Source organism: Sporosarcina gallistercoris (genome assembly GCF_014836415.1).
Lineage (GTDB): Bacteria > Bacillota > Bacilli > Bacillales_A > Planococcaceae > Sporosarcina > Sporosarcina gallistercoris.
The window spans coordinates 614,951-632,869 of sequence record NZ_JACSQY010000001.1; the positions used below are offsets into that span (position 1 = coordinate 614,951).

20 protein-coding genes and 1 other annotated feature are annotated in these 17,919 nt (G+C 43.2%); of the genes, 6 read left to right on the forward strand and 14 right to left on the reverse strand.

What is annotated here, in order from left to right:
- Positions 1–9: 9 nt before the first annotated feature.
- Genes H9659_RS03125 through H9659_RS03135 form a run of 3 tightly spaced genes read right to left on the reverse strand, consistent with a single transcriptional unit; the run spans position 10 to position 1,867 of the window.
- Positions 10–1,014, reverse strand: a complete 1,005-nt coding sequence (locus H9659_RS03125) for a stage V sporulation protein AD (protein ID WP_191688534.1) — start codon at positions 1,012–1,014, stop codon at positions 10–12.
- Complete coding sequence (spoVAC, locus tag H9659_RS03130) at positions 1,011–1,466, reverse strand: stage V sporulation protein AC (protein ID WP_191688477.1); 456 nt, start codon at positions 1,464–1,466, stop codon at positions 1,011–1,013. The genes H9659_RS03125 and spoVAC overlap by 4 nt, the downstream gene beginning before the upstream one ends.
- Complete coding sequence (locus tag H9659_RS03135; protein WP_191688478.1) at positions 1,466–1,867, reverse strand: hypothetical protein; 402 nt, start codon at positions 1,865–1,867, stop codon at positions 1,466–1,468. The genes spoVAC and H9659_RS03135 overlap by 1 nt, the downstream gene beginning before the upstream one ends.
- 123 nt (positions 1,868–1,990) lie before the next feature.
- Here H9659_RS03135 and H9659_RS03140 point away from each other — a divergent pair, with 123 nt between their 5' ends.
- The gene (locus H9659_RS03140; protein ID WP_191688479.1) at positions 1,991–2,530 is read left to right on the forward strand and encodes a CotY/CotZ family spore coat protein; all 540 of its coding nucleotides are present in this window, start codon (positions 1,991–1,993) and stop codon (positions 2,528–2,530) included.
- 103 nt (positions 2,531–2,633) lie between these two features.
- Here H9659_RS03140 and H9659_RS03145 read toward each other — a convergent pair whose 3' ends face one another.
- Positions 2,634–3,053 (reverse strand): hypothetical protein, encoded by a 420-nt coding sequence (locus tag H9659_RS03145; RefSeq protein ID WP_191688480.1) that lies wholly within the window; start codon positions 3,051–3,053, stop codon positions 2,634–2,636.
- A gap of 48 nt (positions 3,054–3,101) precedes the next feature.
- Positions 3,102–4,475, reverse strand: coding sequence for a magnesium transporter (gene mgtE, locus H9659_RS03150; RefSeq protein ID WP_191688481.1), 1,374 nt, complete (start codon positions 4,473–4,475; stop codon positions 3,102–3,104).
- Positions 4,476–4,568: 93 nt separating this feature from the next.
- Here mgtE and prpE point away from each other — a divergent pair, with 93 nt between their 5' ends.
- The gene (gene prpE, locus H9659_RS03155) at positions 4,569–5,309 is read left to right on the forward strand and encodes a bis(5'-nucleosyl)-tetraphosphatase PrpE (protein WP_191688482.1); all 741 of its coding nucleotides are present in this window, start codon (positions 4,569–4,571) and stop codon (positions 5,307–5,309) included.
- Here the strand turns inward: prpE and H9659_RS03160 are convergent.
- The 4 genes from H9659_RS03160 to H9659_RS03175 are packed head-to-tail and all read right to left on the reverse strand — an operon-like array spanning position 5,276 to position 8,113.
- The gene (locus H9659_RS03160) at positions 5,276–6,226 is read right to left on the reverse strand and encodes an RluA family pseudouridine synthase (protein ID WP_191688483.1); all 951 of its coding nucleotides are present in this window, start codon (positions 6,224–6,226) and stop codon (positions 5,276–5,278) included. The genes prpE and H9659_RS03160 overlap by 34 nt on opposite strands.
- Positions 6,213–7,019 (reverse strand): NAD kinase, encoded by an 807-nt coding sequence (locus H9659_RS03165; RefSeq protein WP_191688535.1) that lies wholly within the window; start codon positions 7,017–7,019, stop codon positions 6,213–6,215. The genes H9659_RS03160 and H9659_RS03165 overlap by 14 nt, the downstream gene beginning before the upstream one ends.
- Positions 7,019–7,693 carry a GTP pyrophosphokinase gene (locus H9659_RS03170; protein WP_191688484.1) on the reverse strand — a complete coding sequence of 225 codons (675 nt, stop codon included), beginning with the start codon at positions 7,691–7,693 and terminating at the stop codon, positions 7,019–7,021. The genes H9659_RS03165 and H9659_RS03170 overlap by 1 nt, the downstream gene beginning before the upstream one ends.
- Positions 7,694–7,720: 27 nt before the next feature.
- A complete protein-coding gene (locus tag H9659_RS03175; protein WP_191688485.1) occupies positions 7,721–8,113 on the reverse strand; it encodes a UPF0738 family protein in 393 nt (130 codons plus the stop codon).
- A 156-nt stretch (positions 8,114–8,269) separates the two neighbouring features.
- Between H9659_RS03175 and H9659_RS03180 the strand changes: the two genes are divergently transcribed.
- The 3 genes from H9659_RS03180 (at position 8,270) to H9659_RS03190 (ending at position 10,273) form a co-directional block, all read left to right on the forward strand.
- Positions 8,270–8,977, forward strand: coding sequence for a lytic transglycosylase domain-containing protein (locus tag H9659_RS03180; RefSeq protein WP_191688486.1), 708 nt, complete (start codon positions 8,270–8,272; stop codon positions 8,975–8,977).
- A 94-nt stretch (positions 8,978–9,071) separates the two neighbouring features.
- The gene (locus tag H9659_RS03185; RefSeq protein ID WP_191688487.1) at positions 9,072–9,464 is read left to right on the forward strand and encodes a globin domain-containing protein; all 393 of its coding nucleotides are present in this window, start codon (positions 9,072–9,074) and stop codon (positions 9,462–9,464) included.
- Positions 9,461–10,273 carry a DsbA family protein gene (locus H9659_RS03190; RefSeq protein WP_191688488.1) on the forward strand — a complete coding sequence of 271 codons (813 nt, stop codon included), beginning with the start codon at positions 9,461–9,463 and terminating at the stop codon, positions 10,271–10,273. Before H9659_RS03185 ends, H9659_RS03190 begins: the two co-directional genes overlap by 4 nt.
- Positions 10,274–11,275: 1,002 nt before the next feature.
- On the opposite strand, the gene pepF is transcribed toward H9659_RS03190, so the two are convergent.
- The 4 genes from pepF to spxA form a co-directional block, all read right to left on the reverse strand.
- The gene (pepF, locus tag H9659_RS03195; RefSeq protein ID WP_191688489.1) at positions 11,276–13,084 is read right to left on the reverse strand and encodes an oligoendopeptidase F; all 1,809 of its coding nucleotides are present in this window, start codon (positions 13,082–13,084) and stop codon (positions 11,276–11,278) included.
- A 53-nt stretch (positions 13,085–13,137) separates the two neighbouring features.
- The gene (locus H9659_RS03200; protein WP_318240677.1) at positions 13,138–14,304 is read right to left on the reverse strand and encodes a competence protein CoiA; all 1,167 of its coding nucleotides are present in this window, start codon (positions 14,302–14,304) and stop codon (positions 13,138–13,140) included.
- 120 nt (positions 14,305–14,424) lie between these two features.
- Complete coding sequence (gene mecA / locus H9659_RS03205) at positions 14,425–15,087, reverse strand: adaptor protein MecA (RefSeq protein ID WP_191688491.1); 663 nt, start codon at positions 15,085–15,087, stop codon at positions 14,425–14,427.
- 280 nt (positions 15,088–15,367) lie between these two features.
- Positions 15,368–15,766, reverse strand: coding sequence for a transcriptional regulator SpxA (gene spxA / locus H9659_RS03210; RefSeq protein WP_025786060.1), 399 nt, complete (start codon positions 15,764–15,766; stop codon positions 15,368–15,370).
- Between the two features lie 441 nt (positions 15,767–16,207).
- Positions 16,208–16,428 (forward strand) — a binding site (T-box leader).
- Between the two features lie 152 nt (positions 16,429–16,580).
- On the opposite strand from spxA, the gene trpS reads away from it, so the two are divergent.
- Complete coding sequence (gene trpS / locus H9659_RS03215; protein ID WP_191688492.1) at positions 16,581–17,567, forward strand: tryptophan--tRNA ligase; 987 nt, start codon at positions 16,581–16,583, stop codon at positions 17,565–17,567.
- Here the strand turns inward: trpS and H9659_RS03220 are convergent.
- Positions 17,524–17,742 carry a hypothetical protein gene (locus H9659_RS03220; protein WP_191688493.1) on the reverse strand — a complete coding sequence of 73 codons (219 nt, stop codon included), beginning with the start codon at positions 17,740–17,742 and terminating at the stop codon, positions 17,524–17,526. The two genes, trpS and H9659_RS03220, sit on opposite strands and share 44 nt — an antisense overlap.
- Between the last annotated feature and the right edge of the window lie 177 nt (positions 17,743–17,919).

Consider the following 17,919-nt stretch of genomic DNA (forward strand, 5'->3'; position numbering starts at 1 on the left):
TCACATCACTCATTTCATTTGGATTTCCACTGCATGCGCTATGCAGGGAATCGTATCGCCTTGCTGATACGAAAGCGGAGACATTAAGGAGCCTGTTGCAATCAGTAATACGCGTTTATATGTTCCAGATAGGAGCTTATCGTAAACTTCAGAGAAATAAGCGGAGGAAGAACAACCTGAACCACTGGCTCCTGCAAGGAATTCAGGGTGCTTGCCATAATATTCAGCACCCGCATCACGGAACGTACTTGAAACGTTATATTCCCACCGATCCAGCAGCGTTTTGAACAACTCGAAGCCGATTTTCCCTAAATCACCCGTCATGATCAAATCGTAATCTTCAAGTTTCGTGCCGTGACCTTCCAAGTGACGTTTAAATGTATCCGCTGCTGCAGGTGCCATCGCAGCCCCCATATTTAATGGATCTGTCAGACCAAGATCCGTTACTATCCCAATTGTTCCACAAGCAATAATCGGAGCTCCTTCTATATAAGGGATTACCGTTGCTGCTCCTGCTGCACTTGCAGTCCATTGTGCTGTGGCGCCTTTTTGACTTCCATATTGAAGTGGATAACGAAATTGACGTTCAATAGCGTTATGCTGACTGGAAGACCCAGCGACTATTAGTTCAGCCATACCGGACTCCGTTAATAATGCAGCCATCAATAACGAAGAAATGGACGTAGCACAAGCAGAAAACATCCCGATATACGGGACCCCGATGGTGCTGGCCGCAAAGTTGGATGGAGTCATTTCATTCACTAAATCTCCCATCAATACAAATTCCGCATCCCCCGGGGTTTTGTCCAGCTTGCTCAGTGCAATCATGCACGCATCTTCCATCATCTTTGCGTGACCTTGCTCATTCGTCTTCAATCCACAGCGTTCGTCATCATAATTCTTATCCGCGTATTTGGCAAAAGGACTCTTCTTCATCTCCAAAGGCCCTACCGTAACACCAGTTGACGCGATGACGGGTTTGGATGCAAATGTCAGTAACCCTCGTTTGTTCACCAAGATACCACTCCTAATCCAACAAGTATCGTTTTAATGAGAGCGACTACAAATGCGGAAAAAACTCCATATATAATGACCGATCCTGCCAGTTTGAACATATTTCCTCCGACACCTAATACGTATCCTTCTGATTTGTGTTCAATCGCTGATGAAATCATTGCATTACCAAACCCGGTAATTGGTACAGCACTGCCTGCACCACCGACTTGCGCTATTTTTTTATAGTAGCCGAATCCGGTCAATAGCATGGATACAAAAATCATAGTAGCAACCGTCGGATTACTTGCGGTACGTTCTGTGAAATCAAAGAAAATGATATAAAAAAGTGCTACGAATTGGCTGATAAAACAAATGAAGCCTCCCACTAAGAATGCTGCGATGCAATTCTTCACATATTTTGGTTTAGGAGTAATCTGTTGTTCCAATTGCTGGTACTTTTTTTCATCCATTACGTCTCTTCCTTTACTAATGCACTAATTTTTTTCATCTTCTCTTCATAGTTCTGTTCATTCTCTTTTTCGATCAACTTGTTTGTTTCCAGCAAAACTTTACTATCAGCGGATACCGTAACATTTAGATCCGGATACATTTCTTCCAGTTCTTTTGAGAGTTCCTTTGCAATTTTACGCTTCTTGAATCTTTCAAAAGTATTCACACGCAATCCAGCAATCAGCCGATCCTTGTGGATAAGCACGACCGCATTTTTAATACGCTTATCTTCTTTCAATAACTTTTCTACTTGCTGGTAATCCTGATCTGTTGTATTGACGGTTTTGAAACCAATCGATGTCGAACACCCCGCCAGCAATACGAGGATGAATACAAGGGGCAGTAATTTTCGGATTGTCATCCCCTCCTTTTTCACCAGTATGTCTGATTGTCTTACATTTTATTCATAACGGTTCAAGCGCCCTGTCAATAGGTTGTGACCCGCCATAAGGTATAGAGAACAAACGAGAGGAGGAAATAATCAATGAGTTGTGGATGTGGAAAGAACGAAAATACGGGGGATAAGGTGAATCCGATTCAAGGACACTGTGTTTGTGAGGCAGTCCGCTTCATTAAACGCCTTCAAGACACGCACACTGACGACGATTGCTTCGACTGCGATACAGACTGCTTCATGAGACCGCTTGGCAGTCTAGTAAACCCAGCAAATGAGCGCTTCAATACACGTGTGTTTTCATTGCTGACTGAAGACGGTGATTTCTTTAAAGCGATGTACCGTCCGAAAAGCCATACCCATCATGGTATCAATTGTTTCTCTGTATTCTTTAGAGTACAAAACATTTTTGACAATTGCTGCGCTACCTTGATGGTACTTGAGCCGCTAGACAAAGACGGAAAACCGGTCGATATCATCGATTGTGGTAAAGTAAACCTTGAAAAGCTTTGCAAAGTTGAGCGTTTCAGAGCAACTAAATCTTGTATCACGGTCGACTTGAATTGTTTCTGCGCAATCCAATGTATCAAAGATACATTCGTCACGCAGTGTTCAACAACACCAGCATAAGCATCACCCCCGCGATGCGCGAAAAGAGGACTGCCCCCTTGGGCAGTCCTCTTTTTATTTGTACAAAAAACGCCTCAGACTCGTTAGCCTGAGGCGCGTTATTTCATGAAAACGGTGTCCCTTTCCAGAACACTTCTTCGATTTCCTGCAAGTTCAGCGTACGGATCTCGTTTAAATCTTTGCTTTCTTGTTTCACTTCTATCGCAATCTGAGAATCAGTCATCGCAGAAATGCCGCCTGTCAATAATTGACCGTTCACCAAAAATTGGAGTGGCCGATATGCATTGCGGGGGAATGGTTCAGCTAAGTAACGCAACCTTTTCACGATTGGAGAATCTTCCGATGCTTCTTTCGCCTTAAGCGGCACTGATTCTTCTTGCAATGACTCATTCTGTTCCATCAGCTCAGGATCATTACCTGACCAATAAATGGACGTACTCTCGTCTTTCACAACTTCCACAATCGATACCATAGGGGATCCGTCGATAAAAAGCAGAGGAACTTGAAGTGAAATATGCGCCACATCCTTTTTACTGCATTATATGCAACATCTGCCCATGCGTGACTGAAGTTATAGAAGGTTGATGAATGTAGTCGCCAACCCTAAGTAGATTAAAATACTGATCAGATCATTCAATGTCGTAATGAATGGACCTGAAGCAACGGCCGGGTCTATTTTCATTTTGTGCATGAACAAAGGGATGAATGACCCGGAAATAGTTGCCGCAAAAATCGATACGAAAATCGCTGCTCCGACCAGCATTCCGATAACCAATTCGTGTTTCCAGAAAAAGATCAAACCGATGACAAAAACTCCGCATATGAATCCTGTGATCAGTCCGGTACCCGCTTCTCTTATCAATAACTTCATCTTGCTTTCATCTTCTATATCTCGTGTGGCAATACCTCTAACGGCAACGGCGAGTGCTTGGGTACCACTGTTTCCAGCAGTTCCTGCAATTAAAGGAATGAATGCAGCGAGTAACGCCACTTGGGAAATGGTATCCGTAAACATATCAATTAAATTCGCCGTAATCATCCCGAGTATAAGTAAGATAATAAGCCATGGCACTCGTTTCTTTGCTGCAGACAACGAGTTTTTGTCAAATGTATCCATATTTGATACACCGGCTAGTTTCGAGTAGTCATCCGATGCTTCTTCTTCGAGGATGTCGAGCACATCATCGACTGTAACAATTCCAAGTATATGCTGCTGAAAATCCACGACTGGTACAGCAAGCAGGTTATAGTCCTGCGTGGTCCGGGCGACGTCTTCCTGATCATCGGACACAAGTACGCTTACGACACGTTCATTCATGATGGAGTTGATCAAGACATCTTCCTCAGAGGTGATCAAGTCACGCAACGAAACAACCCCTGTTAGACGGTTGTCTTCGTCCACAACAAAGACGTAGTAGATCGTTTCAGCACTTGGAGCTTGAATGCGCAAAATATTCATCGCAGATCGAACCGTGGAATTCTGGGGAATCGTTACGTATTCCGTAGTCATGATCGATCCAGCAGTGTGCTCTTCGTAATGCAAGAGTTCCTTGATTTGATCCGCTGCTTCTTTGTCCATGAGCGTTAAATAGCTGACGCTTTGAGACTTATCGAGTTCTTTCAGGACATCGACCGCGTTATCCACGAACATGTAAGAAATCATCTCAGCGGCATACGTCGCCTCCATCTCCTGAAGGAACTCTTCGTATTCATCTTCGTCAATTTCACTTGTTTCAAAAATCTCCGCCATTTCTTTCGGACTTAGGAAATAGTACATCGTTTTCCGAAGTTCAGGTCCTGCTTCTTCATAGAAGATTGCGCGATCGTAAGGATGGAGTAGCAAATATTCATCACGGAACGCTTTAATATCTTGCCGCTCTAAATCTTCTCTTAGCTTCTCTTCATCGAAATCCACTTCATCTTTGCGGTCCTCTGTTGTTTCCATTTTGCTACACCTTCCTTTCTTTTCGCCAATTGGCACTACTCCTGTATACTACTTGTGTGCTTTACAAATACTTCGTAAAAAGGAGTGTATCATATGTTCGATATAATCGGTGACATACATGGTTGTTACGATGAACTGCTCGATTTACTAGACACACTTGGATATTCTTTGAAGTCTGGTATTCCAATCCATCCTGGCGGCAGACAGGTTGCATTTGTCGGAGATGGAATGGATCGCGGTCCTTCATCTGTAAAAGTGATGCAGCTTTTATTTGATCTGCAAGACGAAGGACAACTCATTTATTCCCCGGGAAATCATTGTAACAAACTGTATCGGTACGCAAAAGGGAATAACGTGCAACACACGCATGGGTTGGAAACCACGATTGCAGAGTTGGACTCTTTGCCAAAAGAAAAACGATCTCATATTCTGAATCGCTACGAAAGATTCTACGAAGCGCTGCCACTTTACCACCAGTTAGACAGCGGAAAGTTAATCATTGCACACGCAGGTATTTCTGAGCAATTGATAGGCGCTCCGATATCCCGAGCTGTCCGGACATTTGTCCTCTACGGAGATATTACAGGAAAGACCTTATCGGACGGACGTCCTGATCGACGTGACTGGGCAAAGTCGTATCACGGAACTGCCTGGATCGTCTACGGACATACCCCCGTACGAGAGCCGCGCTTTAAGAATCATACCGTGAATATCGACACGGGATGTGTGTTCGGCGGTAAACTGACTGCATTTAGATGGCCGGAATGTGAAACCGTCTCCGTAGCTTCTAAACAACCGTTTCAACCTGAGAAGTTTACTTTGTATCCTTCTTGAGATTTCATTTCCATTGGGAGAAGTTTTAGTAAATCTTGTGGAAGTTCACTCTCAAAAGAAACGTTTTTGCTCGTGGTGGGGTGCTTAAACGAAATGGACCTGCAATGAAGGGCTTGCCGAGAAATCAGGTGACAAGGACCTCCGTACAAATCATCACCGAGTAAAGGATGGCCAATATACTCCATATGAACCCTTATTTGGTGAGTTCTTCCAGTATGCAATTGAAGTTGAACAATTGTATACCGACTGCCATCGATCTCAAAATGACCTGTTACAAGCACATCGGTACGCGCATATTGCCCATCCGGACGGACAATCCGTTCAATAATGCTGCCGTCTTTCCGGCCAATTGGCATTTCAATCGTAAACGTGTCTTCAAGAATCCATCCACTCACAAATGCTATATACCGTCTGTCAAATCTAGTTTGCTGCATTTGTGTACTCATCAAGTGATGAATATGACGATTTTTTGCAATACATACGACACCGGATGTGTCTGTGTCCAGACGGGTAACTACATGAACCGTCGCAAAGTGTTGGTCGATAACGTACTTCCCGAAAATTATATTCGCAAGGGTGCCATTCGGATGGTTTCTTGATGGTATCGTTCCTTGCCCAGCAGGTTTTTCCACAACTAAAATCGAATCATCCTCGGCAAGTATCGAAAGTTCTCCAAGTTCAGGCACCAACCCTTCACCTACTTCTTCAGGTGGAAATTCAATGATGACCTGATCTCCTTGCTCAAGCATCCATCTGACCGTTCGTTCTTCTCCATTTACTATAATCCGACCACCTTCAAATTTAACGGCAGTCAATGCTCTTTTGGAAAGGCCTTTCAGTTTAAGGAAGTCCCTTAGGAGAATTTGTTCTTCTGCTATGAATTTCAGTAATAGCGGTGTAGGATTACTTTTCTTCATCACTGGCGACAAACGATTCGGACACACGTTTCCAAAATGGAAAAGGTCTAAAACGGGCGAACGAAATGCGTTCCTTTGAGACTTTGTATTCGATGGACTTCACATCTTTTTGAAGCAGCTGAAGGTGGTCAACTGTCACCATGAAATCCGGTCCTTTAACTGGTTTCAGTAAACACGAATGATGCGCCGGCAGGACAAGCGGCGATCCGACAGTACGGAATACGCGGTTGTTAATGGACGCCATCTCAGTCAGTTGCATGCATGACAATGACGGATGTAAAATCGCTCCATTCAGGGACTTACTATACGCAGTTGAACCCGATGGAGTGGACATACATAAACCATCTCCTCGGAATCGCTCGAAATGTTCTCCATTTAGCTCCACGTCCATGACCAGAGTGACTTCGGGTGATTTAATCGTCGATTCGTTCAATGCAAGATACGTGGATTTCTCTTCGGAATGGGTGTATGAAATCTCAACCTCCAGAAGCGGGTATTGCACGACGTGATAGTCTTTCCGGGCGATCATGATAACCAACTTTTCAATTTCTTCCGGTTTCCAATCCGCATAAAATCCAAGATGGCCCGTATGGATCCCGACAAATGCAGTTTCGTGCAGGCGATGAACGTACTTATGAAAACCATGCAGCAACGTTCCATCTCCGCCGATGGAAAGAACGATATCCGGTTCCACCTCGTCATATTCCAAACCAAACTCCACCAAATATTCTTTAGCCTCCGCCATTAGACGGTTGGATAACTCATCACCACGTGATTGGATGACAAACTTCATCATTCTGGTTCCCCCTTCCATGAGGTATCTTGTATATCCCGTTTTTCCGTTTCTTTAAATGAACTGAAATACGATTGTGCTTCATGTATCTCATCTCGGATTAGCGACATTTCTTCATCCAGCCGGAAAGCGGCTTCCGCAGCTCCTTCAAGTCGCTGCCGGATGACGTCCGGGAGCTCCCCTTGGTATTTATAATTCAAAGAATGCTCTATCGAAGCCCAGAAATTCATCGCAAGTGTGCGGATTTGAATTTCTGCAAGAATCGTCTTTTCGCCGCGGATCGTCTCGACAGGATATTCGATAATAATATGGAACGAGCGATAACCGCTCTGTTTTTTGTTCGATATGTAATCTCTTTCTTCGACAATCTTTAAGTCATTGCGCTGTCTGAGCATGCCGACGACACTTTCGATGTCATCGACAAACTGGCACATAATCCGAAGGCCTGCAATATCAGGGACTTCAGCAGCCAGTTCCGGAGATGGCTCGAACGGAATGTTCTTTTCGAGAGTCTTGTCGTAAATGCTAGCGAGTGGTTTTACACGCCCTGTCACAAATTCAACTGGTGCATGAAGGTCCTCCAATTTGTATTGGTGCCGCAAGCCTTTTAGCTTCACCTTAAGCTCCACTACTGCTTGCTTATAGGGCGCAAGAAAATCATTCCACATTCTCATATAAAGGCCGCCTCCCATCCGTTCATGTTAGCTAGTTTGTTGTAATGTCTTTTTGAATGCTTGCTCCACAGCAAGCATGAACTCTTCCCCGTAATTTCCATTACCTTCTATATTGAATACCAACATCGTCAATTCTTCTGTAAACCCAATTAATTGAACAGTTCCATCTTCACACTCTATTACAGGATCCCCATTTTCCATTTCAATAAGTTGCTGCATGAGCGGCCATACGTGCTGCGTAAAATGGAGATACCGATATTCTTCGCCGTCTTCAAAAAGATACACGAAACTGAGTGCATCCGAATCGGTAATCATTTTCCCTGAGGGGGAATCTCCAAGTGTATTTTCCGTTCCATTATAATTGAAACAAACAGTTCCTTCTTTTAATCGTCCTTCTGTTATCCGATGTTCAATACGCACTTTTTTCTCTTCCCTTCCCCTATCAGTCAGTATGATTAGTTTACCATAGAGTCACCTCTGTTGCAGTCAGGATTGTGCTTTCGGCACTGAAATTGATATACTGGAAGAAGAATCAGATTTGCCACGGATGATTAGCTCTCGGAAAGGACGATTAGTATGGACACGAAAATGATTCGTACCCTGTTCGAATTGAATTCACTGCAGTCACTAGGGGCTGTTCACTCTGCAACCGAAACGGAAACAGGAGCCACGGATTTCTTCCAGACGTTATTGAATGAAATGACGAATGAGAGCTCCATTTCCGATTCGCTTTCAAGCTTCTCTGCGACGACGCTTGGTAGTATTCAATCTCCACAAGGGGCAGATCCGTTTGCGTTCTTTTCCACGCCATCGGTCAATTCGCCTGCTGATGCACTGCAATATATTGACCAAGTTTCAGCAAGCCGCCCTCCATTAACATATAACGAAGGCAGTATCAGTAGCGCTTATGCGCCTTTGATCACCAAAGCCGCAAAAAAATATGACGTTCCCGCGGCATTGATTGCAGCGGTTATCAAGCAGGAATCGAACTTCAACAAAGATGCAGTGAGTCATGCCGGTGCAACCGGGCTTATGCAACTCATGCCTGGAACTGCAAAATTTCTAGGCGTTTCGAACGCATCCGATCCTGAACAAAATATTATGGGCGGCGCTAAGTACTTACGGCAAATGCTCGACCAGTTCGGAGGCGATATGAAATTATCGCTAGCAGCTTATAACGCAGGTCCAGGAAATGTCCGTAAATACGGAGGGATCCCTCCGTTCCGTGAGACTCAAAATTACGTCACCAAAGTTATGAACAACTACAATACGTTTAATGTGTAAGTTGAAACGGAGTATTGGAAGCTATTTATTTGTGATTGTTTTATGTGGTTGATACTATAGAAATGCAGAGATACAACAAAGGAGAATGACATTCATGACACGAAAGCCTTTGATACCCTATGAGGAGATCGGTGAAGCACGTTTGTCGGAACTGATAGACCGGTTTTACGCTAAAGTGGCTAAGCATCCGGACTTGATTCCCATTTTCCCACCAGACCTAACAGAAACCGCTCGCAAACAAAAACAATTCCAGACGCAATATCTGGGAGGACCTAATTTATATACAGAAGAACACGGACACCCGATGATGAAAGCCAGGCACATGCCGTTTGCAATCACACCAACACGCGCCAAAGCTTGGCTAGCCTGTATGGCTGAAGCGATGGACGAGGTCGGTCTTGACGGTCCTCTTCGTGAAATCTATTATCAACGCCTCGTCTTAACAGCCAACCACATGGTGAACCGGAACGAGGAGGGAGAGCAGTGAATCGAAGAACTTTCGCAGAAGTTGAACAGCAGCCGATTGCACATCCTCGGCCAATTGAATTATACGTATTTCTTGACCCCTTATGTCAAGATTGCTGGGCATTGCAACCCATACTAAGAAGGCTGCAAGTTGAATACGAACGGTATTTCACGTTACGCATCGGTCTTCTTACGTCCCTGCCGAAGATGAATTATAAAGCACTCCCTTTAGTGGATGACGAATGTGAAGAAGCCCATGCATTTGAAAAGTCACATCCGGCGTTCCCAAGCATTGCGATCAAGGCAGCGGAGTTTCAAGGGAAACGCGCCGGTTTCAGATTTCTTACAAAACTATTCGAGTATTCATTTTTAAAATCACGTAACGTTAAATCCTTTGCTGTTCTCGTTGAAATTGCCGAGAAATTGAACTTGGACAAACAAGAATTCATCAGCGATTTCTTCTCAAAAAACGTTCTCCAGTCCTTGCAAGTCGATTTACATTTAGCAAAAGAGATGGAAGTTCTGAAATCCCCAACCTTCGTATTTTTCAATGAAAACATTGAAGACGAAGGCCTAATGGTGGACGGCTCGTACAGCTATGAAATCTATGAACAAATTATAGAAGAGCTTACAGGTTCTCCAATCATCCGGGATCGTGCTCCATCGTTGGAAGAGTTATTCAGCCGATTCGAGATGCTCGCAACTGCAGAAATAGCAGCTATCTACGGTGTCCCTGAAAAAGAGAGCGAACGAGAGCTAAAGAAACTTCTGCTGAAACAAGAGGTAGAACGCATTTTTATTAACGATAAAGTCTTATGGCGCAAACACTAAGGATAGTGTTTGCATTCGATTATTATACGTAACAGATGGAGAGATTTTCTCCATCTGTTTTTTAATTTAATTGAATGTGGTCGGTGATTGGGTTTGATGAAATAAGATAGATTATGGAAGTTTTTTTGTGGGGATATTTGCGCTTGGTGTGGGTTATGAGCATTTTTTGTTATTTATGAGCGCTTTCCTCGGGGCATGATCACTTTCTGCGATTTATGAGCGCTTTCCTCGGGTTATGATCACTTTTTGCGATTTATGAGCGCTTTCCTCGGGTTATGATCACTTTTTGCGATTTATGAGCGTTTTCCACGGGTTATGATCACTTTCTGCGATTTATGAGCGCTTTCCCCGGGTTATGATCACTTTTCTCGATTTATGAGCGTTTTCCTCGGGTTATGATCACTTTTTGCGATTTATGAGCGCTTTCCCCGAGTTACGATCATTTTCCGCGATTTATGAGCGTTTTCCATGGGTTATGATCATTTTCCGCGATTTATGAGCGTTTTCCATGAGTTATGATCATTTTCCACGATTTATGAGCGCTTTCCCCGGGTTATGATCACTTTTCTCGATTTATGAGCGCTTTCCCCGGGTTATGATCATTTTCCGCGATTTATGAGCGTTTTCCCCGGGTTATGATCACTTTCTGCAATTTATGAGCTTTGTGCATCATTCAATCACGGATCCGGGTCTTTTCATTGTAGAAATGAAAAGAACACCGCTCCTGGGGGGAAGCGGTGCTCGTATAAAGGGAATGGGAAAAATGTTCACGTTCAAACAAAAGGGGTGTATGTTTGGTTTGTGAGTTTCATTCACAAGTTAAATCTATCACAAAATAATTGTTACATCAACAATTCACAAGCGATTTCATGGATTTGTCACATATGGCCTGTTTGAAAACGCTTACTTATAGGAATTATTTCAAGATATCAAAACAGACATCCATGCGCACTTTGTATGAATGTCTGTTTTAATGCTATTTCAATATATCATATTCAGTACTTATTGTTTCGCAAGCAATTGTTCCAACTCATTCAAACGCTCTTCGAATACTCGGCATGCTTCCTCGATCGGTGCAGTCGTTGTCATATCGACTCCCGCTTTCTTCAACACTTCAATTGGATAATCGGAAGATCCAGCTTTCAAGAAGTTTGTCACATAGCGTTCTACTGCCGGCTCACCCTCAGTAAGGATTTGATGGCTCAATGCCACTGCGGCGCTATACCCTGTTGCATATTGGTACACGTAATAATTCATGTAGAAGTGAGGAATCCGTGACCATTCCAATCCGATCTCTTCATCCACTGTCATCGCGCCACCAAAATACTTTTCATTCAAAGCATAATACTCTTCAGTGAGCTTCTCAGCTGTCAAGGCTTCCCCTTGTTGGTCCAACTGATAGATCCTATGTTCAAACTCGGCAAACATCGTCTGACGGAATACGGTTCCACGGAATCCATCCAGCCAATGATTCAATAGGTAAATCCGTTTCTGATCATCGTCTGTCGTTTTCAGCAAATAATCATTCAGCAACGCCTCATTTACAGTTGAAGCCACTTCAGCGACGAAAATCGAATAACCGCTATAGATGTATGGCTGGTTTGCACGTGAATAGTAACTGTGGGCACTGTGGCCGAATTCGTGAGCTAAAGTGAACATGTTATTCACATTGTCTTGCCAGTTCATTAAAATATAAGGATTCGTGCCATATGAGCCTGAAGAATATGCTCCTGAACGCTTCCCTTTGTTTTCACGGACATCCACCCAACGGCTCTCCAATCCTTTCTTAATGATGGACCGATATTCTTCACCCATTGGTTCAAAGCTCTCAAGCATCGTCTTCGCTGCGTCCTCATAAGTGATTTTCATATCCAGATCTTTCACGAGTGGCGCATAAAGATCCCACATGTGAAGGTCGTCCAATTCAAATACTTTCTTGCGAAGTGCGATATAGCGGTGAAGCAACCCTACGTTATCGGAAATTGTATTCACAAGGTTCTCGTATACTTGCTCAGGAATATGGTTGTTCGACAAGGCAGCGTCACGAGCAGATTCATAATTCCGGATTGAAGCGTTGACGTTATTTGTCTTCACATTTCCAGATAGAGTTGACGCAAATGTGTTTTTGAACGATCCGTATGTTGCATACATCGCTTTGAACGCTTCTTCACGAACTGAACGGTCTGGGCTTTCCAGAAAATTGATGAAGCGGCCTTGAGAAAGCTCGACCTCTTCCCCTTTTTCATTTTTTACAGTCGGGAACGTCAAGTCTGCGTTATTCAACATGCTGAATGTTTTGGATGAACCTTGTGCAACTTCAGACATTTGAGCAATCAGTGATTCCTGTTCGGCAGGAAGCACGTGCGGACGCATGCTGTTCAATTCTTTCACTTCTTGTTTGTAGAGAGCGAGCCCTTCATTTTCTTCTACCAGTTGATTGAGCTTCGCTTCATCTATAGCAAGTAATTCTGGCAGGAAAAATGACAGCTTCGTGGAAACCTTGACAGCCAAAGATTTTGCACGGCTATCCATTGCTTGGTATGTGCTATTTGTTGTATCCTGGTCTGTCTTCAAATGTGAATACGTGTATAGTTTCCCTAATCGTTGTGAGAGTTCATCCCGATAAGTAAGTGCTTTCAAAAGTGCTTCTGGTCCATCGTCCAGCGTACCTTGGTAAGATTCCGCTTCGGATGAAAGTTTCTCGATTTCCTCGTACTCCGCAGTCCATGCTGCATCGCTTTCAAAGATGTTTTCCAAGTTCCATGTTTCTTCCACTTTCACTTCATCACGCGTAAGTAGTTTCTCTGCCAATGTAATTCCTCCTTGATCCCGATGATTCGGGAATCGAATCTTTTCCCATTTTCTCAATTTTCCATCTGTATTGCAAGGAATCGCTCTAGAAGTATGTGAACAATCTCTTTCTCTATTCGAGCAATTGCGATGGAGTCCTTCTTTTTCCAACCGATTCTCTGAAGGAATTGTAAATAGTACAAACAGGCTTCAATTTGCTGCTCATCGTTTCCTGCATAAGCATGTACAAATCGGCGCAATCGGCGAAGCGGGACACGGGTCGGTGAAAGCTCGAAGCGGTGTAACAAATATATGATTCCAATTTGCCACTGGCAGTCGTGAACAGAGAATGCACGATTCCCTTTGACGGGAACCCCTATCCACAAGGGTAGTTCTGTCGGATGCAGTTTCAGTTCGTAACAATGGCGTAAGAAAGGGTTCTGGACGCCACGGCGGTTTAAAAAGATGGAACGCTGTAAATACGTCGCCCGTTGAATTTTATAAGATTTGTAGTAGTGGAGAAGCATCTGTCGATCGGGAAGTTTTGGTCGTGCAAACGGAAAAGTTTGTAAATGAGTCGATAACTTACGATGATTTGCGATGAAGCGATTTCCATCGATAAGCATCAGATGACTGAAATAATGGAATTGCTTTGTCTCGGGGGATAACGTGAGCAGAGTGTCTTCTGGGGATATGCTCTTTGTAAAAAACAGTTGATGAAAAGCAGAAAAACTGAATAGTCCCATGCCTTCAGGACGCTCCTTATACTTTTCTGGAGTTTGTAAAATCCAAATAGGTTCCATTCCTATGGACCTATATCCTTCAGTCCGACTGGATTTCACATCTTCAGGCAAACGGCTGCATTGGAATTCAATCGGAATCGATTCACCCTTATGCTGCACAAGTAAGTCAGGACGTTGTGCAAGTTCTGGTATGAGGGGCTCCAAAACGGATGATTTCTCCAGGCGCTGAAAGAATGAGTGCAAAACCTGTTTTCCTTGAAGGTGCGGGATTGACTCTCCTTCCGAAAAGTTAGCCGAACAGGATGAATCCGCTTCATGAGCAAAGTGAGGAATCCGTATGGAACCAACTTTCAAAAGTACACGCTCGCCACATTGCGGACAATGGAATTGTTGCTCGGTACGCCACGTTCTCAAGTATTCTCGTTTGACGGTTTCGTCGAGAATAACGGGTGTACCATCGTTCAAAGATGCGGTCAGTATGTGAATCACTCCTTTCACTGAATAGTTTACGAACTAATACGTGAAATAGCAACTTTGATTTCATTGCTCATCTATTTCTTACCTCCAAATGGATTTTCAAGCATAGAAAAACCACCTCGAAAGGTGGCTGTGGATCATTTAGAAATAAGATTCAATCGTTTGGAACACATTAGAACCCATTACTTCAGTTCCATATTCTTTTAAGCGATGAATCGTCAAGTTCGTAGGCGTACCATATTCAAGAATAATACTTTCCACATCAATCTTATCTGAGATTTCTTTGTCTGATGAACTATAGTCGATATACAAGTAGTACTTCTCTTCGAAAGCATATAATGCAGTCGCTTCATCAAAATCAGAAAGTTGAGAAGCCAAAGGGATTAAATCATCAAAGTCTTTGAATACAAACAATTCACGTGCTGCTGCCATTCTGCTATCTGCAACTGACTCATTTGCCGACTCAGAAGAGTCCATCGATGCTTCAAGTTCAGGCTGGAAGAGTTTACGAGGATCATCAATGCCATAAGGATACTCCGTCGATTCTCCATCTTCAGGAAGTTGTGCACGGGTCACAAGAACTTCGATCCCGCCGCTCATAGCATGCACTTGTATCCATAAAGGACCTTCAATTTCAAATTCAATGTCGGACTCCGAATCGATTTCCTCCATCATATCCCAAAACAATTCCTCACTCTTATCGCGGTTGTACCATACTTCTTCACGAGTAAAGCCCCGCTCTTCAATATCCATATAAGTCAAATAGAATTTAACAGTATTTTCATTGATTCTCTCGATTTCCATGATTTCTCTCTCCTTTCCCCTGAAGTGGACGTGCTGTCCAACCTCTTTTTTTCGTTCCCGCGATGCTTCTTCTACTATATGTTCAAATCATCAGTAACGAAAGGGTTTTGCCTCGAACATTGCAGACAAAATTTTTTTAGCGAAAAAACCACTATCTGCGCCTAGTTACTGAGTAGAATCCATCCGTTGCATCGTGCACGGAAACTAGGAGAATGGAAAAAGCTGATAGGTTTACGGCATTCACCATGAGATCCCCTATCAGCTTATTTATAAGTATTCGTTAGTTTACCATGCGACGTGCTTCTAATAACTGATAGGCTCTAACCTTCCTAGGCAAGAAGCGGCGTATTTCATCTTCATTATACCCTACTTGAAGACGCTTTTCATCTAAGATGATCGGTCTTCTTAAAAGACCCGGATGTTCTTGGATCAATTCATATAACCGTTGCAAAGGCAAACTCTCTACGTCGACATTGAGTTTTTGGAAGATCTTAGAGCGAGTAGAGATGATCTCATCTGTTCCATCTTCGGTCATACGAAGAATTTGTTTGATTTCATCAATATTTAAAGGTTCAGAGAAAATATTACGCTCCTCATAAGGAATTTCATGTTCCTCCAACCATGCTTTCGCTTTACGACATGATGTACAGCTTGGTGATGTAAATAATGTAACGCCCATTTGCTGACACTCCCTTTCAATCGGCTTCATATAATGGTGACTACTTTTTTACATTAGAATCATTTTAAATTAATCTTCATAATGACTATTATACACACATTTGTTCTCAATGAATACACTTTTTAAAAAATATTTCCTGTGCTCTTCAAGATTGTAACATTTCCGCAATAATCAACATTTCTCAACATAAGTAATTATGTAATCAATATCGTTATTCCCTTTTCAGAAAGAGATTAAACATCAATTTTTTTCAATTTGCATTATCAATTACAAAATCGAAGTGAAAATATGTTCTTGTTTACTAGTACGTTTCAAACTCCAAAAGGTTCCAATTTGCAATAATTTTTTACTGATTACTTCGAGTATTCCCGAAGAAAATAGTTTGAAACCGAATAGTACTTGCATTCCGAGAATGTGCATATTATAATTACTCCAATTATAAGAACGGCTTAGACGGAACAAGTACTTTTAATCCAGCTTCTTAAGAGAGCCTGTGGGTGGTGTGAACAGGTGAAGCGGTTATGAGGAATGGGCTCCCGAGCTCGGTTGAATAAGTAGGCTGCTGCTACTTTTCCACTGCGTTCCCCCGCGTTAAGGGGTTTTGAGTGGCCTTCGGGCAATTCGGGTGGCACCGCGGTTCCTGCACATCGACCGTCCCTATTTTTATAGGGATGTGTCGGTGTTTTTTTGTATTTAGAGATATTGTTAGCCTTGTTGAGTTCAACTGCAGGCGGACGCCTTACCGCTTCCTTCAACAGGGCTATCTGATATCCAAGCAACATTTGTTAAGCTAATTTCGAAGGAGGAAGCGTTTATGACAACTATTTTTTCAGGTGTTCAACCGACTGGCATCATTACATTAGGGAACTATATTGGAGCGTTCCGCCAATTCATCGAGCTTCAACATGAAGCGGATTGCATTTTCTGTATCGTGGATCAGCATGCAATTACGGTACAGCAAGATCCCGATGAACTGAAACAAGCAATTCGTTCGCTTGCAGCGACGTATATCGCAAGCGGAATCGATCCGGAGAAGTCCGTATTGTTCATTCAATCGGAAGTGCCTGCACACGCACAAGCTGGATGGATTATGCAATGTACGTCTTCTATCGGAGAACTCGAGCGCATGACTCAGTTCAAAGATAAGTCGGATGGGCAAGATGGTGTTTCTGCTGGTTTGCTAACCTATCCGCCACTGATGGCAGCTGATATTCTCCTTTACAATACAGATGTCGTCCCTGTTGGAGAAGACCAGAAACAGCACTTGGAACTGACACGTGACTTAGCAGAGCGATTCAACCGCCGTTATGCAAATGTGCTCACAATTCCAGAAGTGCGCATACCAAAAGTCGGCGCGCGCATTAAGTCGCTGCAAGATCCGTTAAAGAAGATGAGCAAGTCGGATCCGAATCAGAAGGCAACGATTTTCTTAATGGATACGCCGAAACAAATCGAGAAAAAGATAAAAAGTGCGGTCACAGATTCTGAAGGAGTTGTCCGTTTTGATGTCGAGAATAAGCCTGGTGTCTCAAATTTATTGATCATCGAATCTGCACTGACAGGTGTTTCCGTAGATGAACTGGTTGCCAAGTATGAGGGGCAAGGATATGGCGCCTTTAAAGCGGGCGTTGCTGAAAGCGTCATACAGCACTTAGCACCAATCCAAGAAACGTATCATGACCTGATGGAGTCCGACAAATTGGATGATATCCTGGATGCAGGCGCTATTAAAGCGAATGCAATCGCATCGGAGACCCTTACGAAGATGGAAGCCGCGATGGGACTCGGACGTAAACGGTAAGCAATAGTAAGAGAACCGCCCCGATAAACAGCGCAAAGTCCGCTGATTGCAAGATGAAAAGCCCGACAGTCCTCATATCGAATCCCATGGATGTGTAATTCAGATACGTAATCATCGTCGTACAAGTCGTCACAATAAGGCCATAGCTAAGAAGGAAGAAGAACAGTCGCGTCATGACATCGATCCTTTTTTAGTTTTGTCCTACTATATGAAAGCTATTTGGATTTTAAGACTGATACACTGCCCATGTAAAAAAGAGCTACTTCGGATGAATCGGCACTGACTAACCTTTTTGAGACAAGTAAAAAACACCTTATTATGCAGCCAATTGTCGGTATTGAACCGGCGATTG

Coding starts and splice junctions, on each gene's coding strand:
- spxA (WP_025786060.1), bottom strand. CDS start 15,766: ATGGGCGTTACATTATTTACATCACCAAGCTGTACATCATGTCGTAAA.
- mecA (WP_191688491.1), bottom strand. CDS start 15,087: ATGGAAATCGAGAGAATCAATGAAAATACTGTTAAATTCTATTTGACT.
- H9659_RS03135 (WP_191688478.1), bottom strand. CDS start 1,867: ATGACAATCCGAAAATTACTGCCCCTTGTATTCATCCTCGTATTGCTG.
- H9659_RS03220 (WP_191688493.1), bottom strand. CDS start 17,742: ATGACGCGACTGTTCTTCTTCCTTCTTAGCTATGGCCTTATTGTGACG.
- H9659_RS03170 (WP_191688484.1), bottom strand. CDS start 7,693: ATGAGAATGTGGAATGATTTTCTTGCGCCCTATAAGCAAGCAGTAGTG.
- trpS (WP_191688492.1), top strand. CDS start 16,581: ATGACAACTATTTTTTCAGGTGTTCAACCGACTGGCATCATTACATTA.
- H9659_RS03160 (WP_191688483.1), bottom strand. CDS start 6,226: ATGAAGAAAAGTAATCCTACACCGCTATTACTGAAATTCATAGCAGAA.
- prpE (WP_191688482.1), top strand. CDS start 4,569: ATGTTCGATATAATCGGTGACATACATGGTTGTTACGATGAACTGCTC.
- spoVAC (WP_191688477.1), bottom strand. CDS start 1,466: ATGGATGAAAAAAAGTACCAGCAATTGGAACAACAGATTACTCCTAAA.
- H9659_RS03185 (WP_191688487.1), top strand. CDS start 9,072: ATGACACGAAAGCCTTTGATACCCTATGAGGAGATCGGTGAAGCACGT.
- H9659_RS03140 (WP_191688479.1), top strand. CDS start 1,991: ATGAGTTGTGGATGTGGAAAGAACGAAAATACGGGGGATAAGGTGAAT.
- mgtE (WP_191688481.1), bottom strand. CDS start 4,475: ATGGAAACAACAGAGGACCGCAAAGATGAAGTGGATTTCGATGAAGAG.
- H9659_RS03180 (WP_191688486.1), top strand. CDS start 8,270: ATGGACACGAAAATGATTCGTACCCTGTTCGAATTGAATTCACTGCAG.
- H9659_RS03165 (WP_191688535.1), bottom strand. CDS start 7,019: ATGAAGTTTGTCATCCAATCACGTGGTGATGAGTTATCCAACCGTCTA.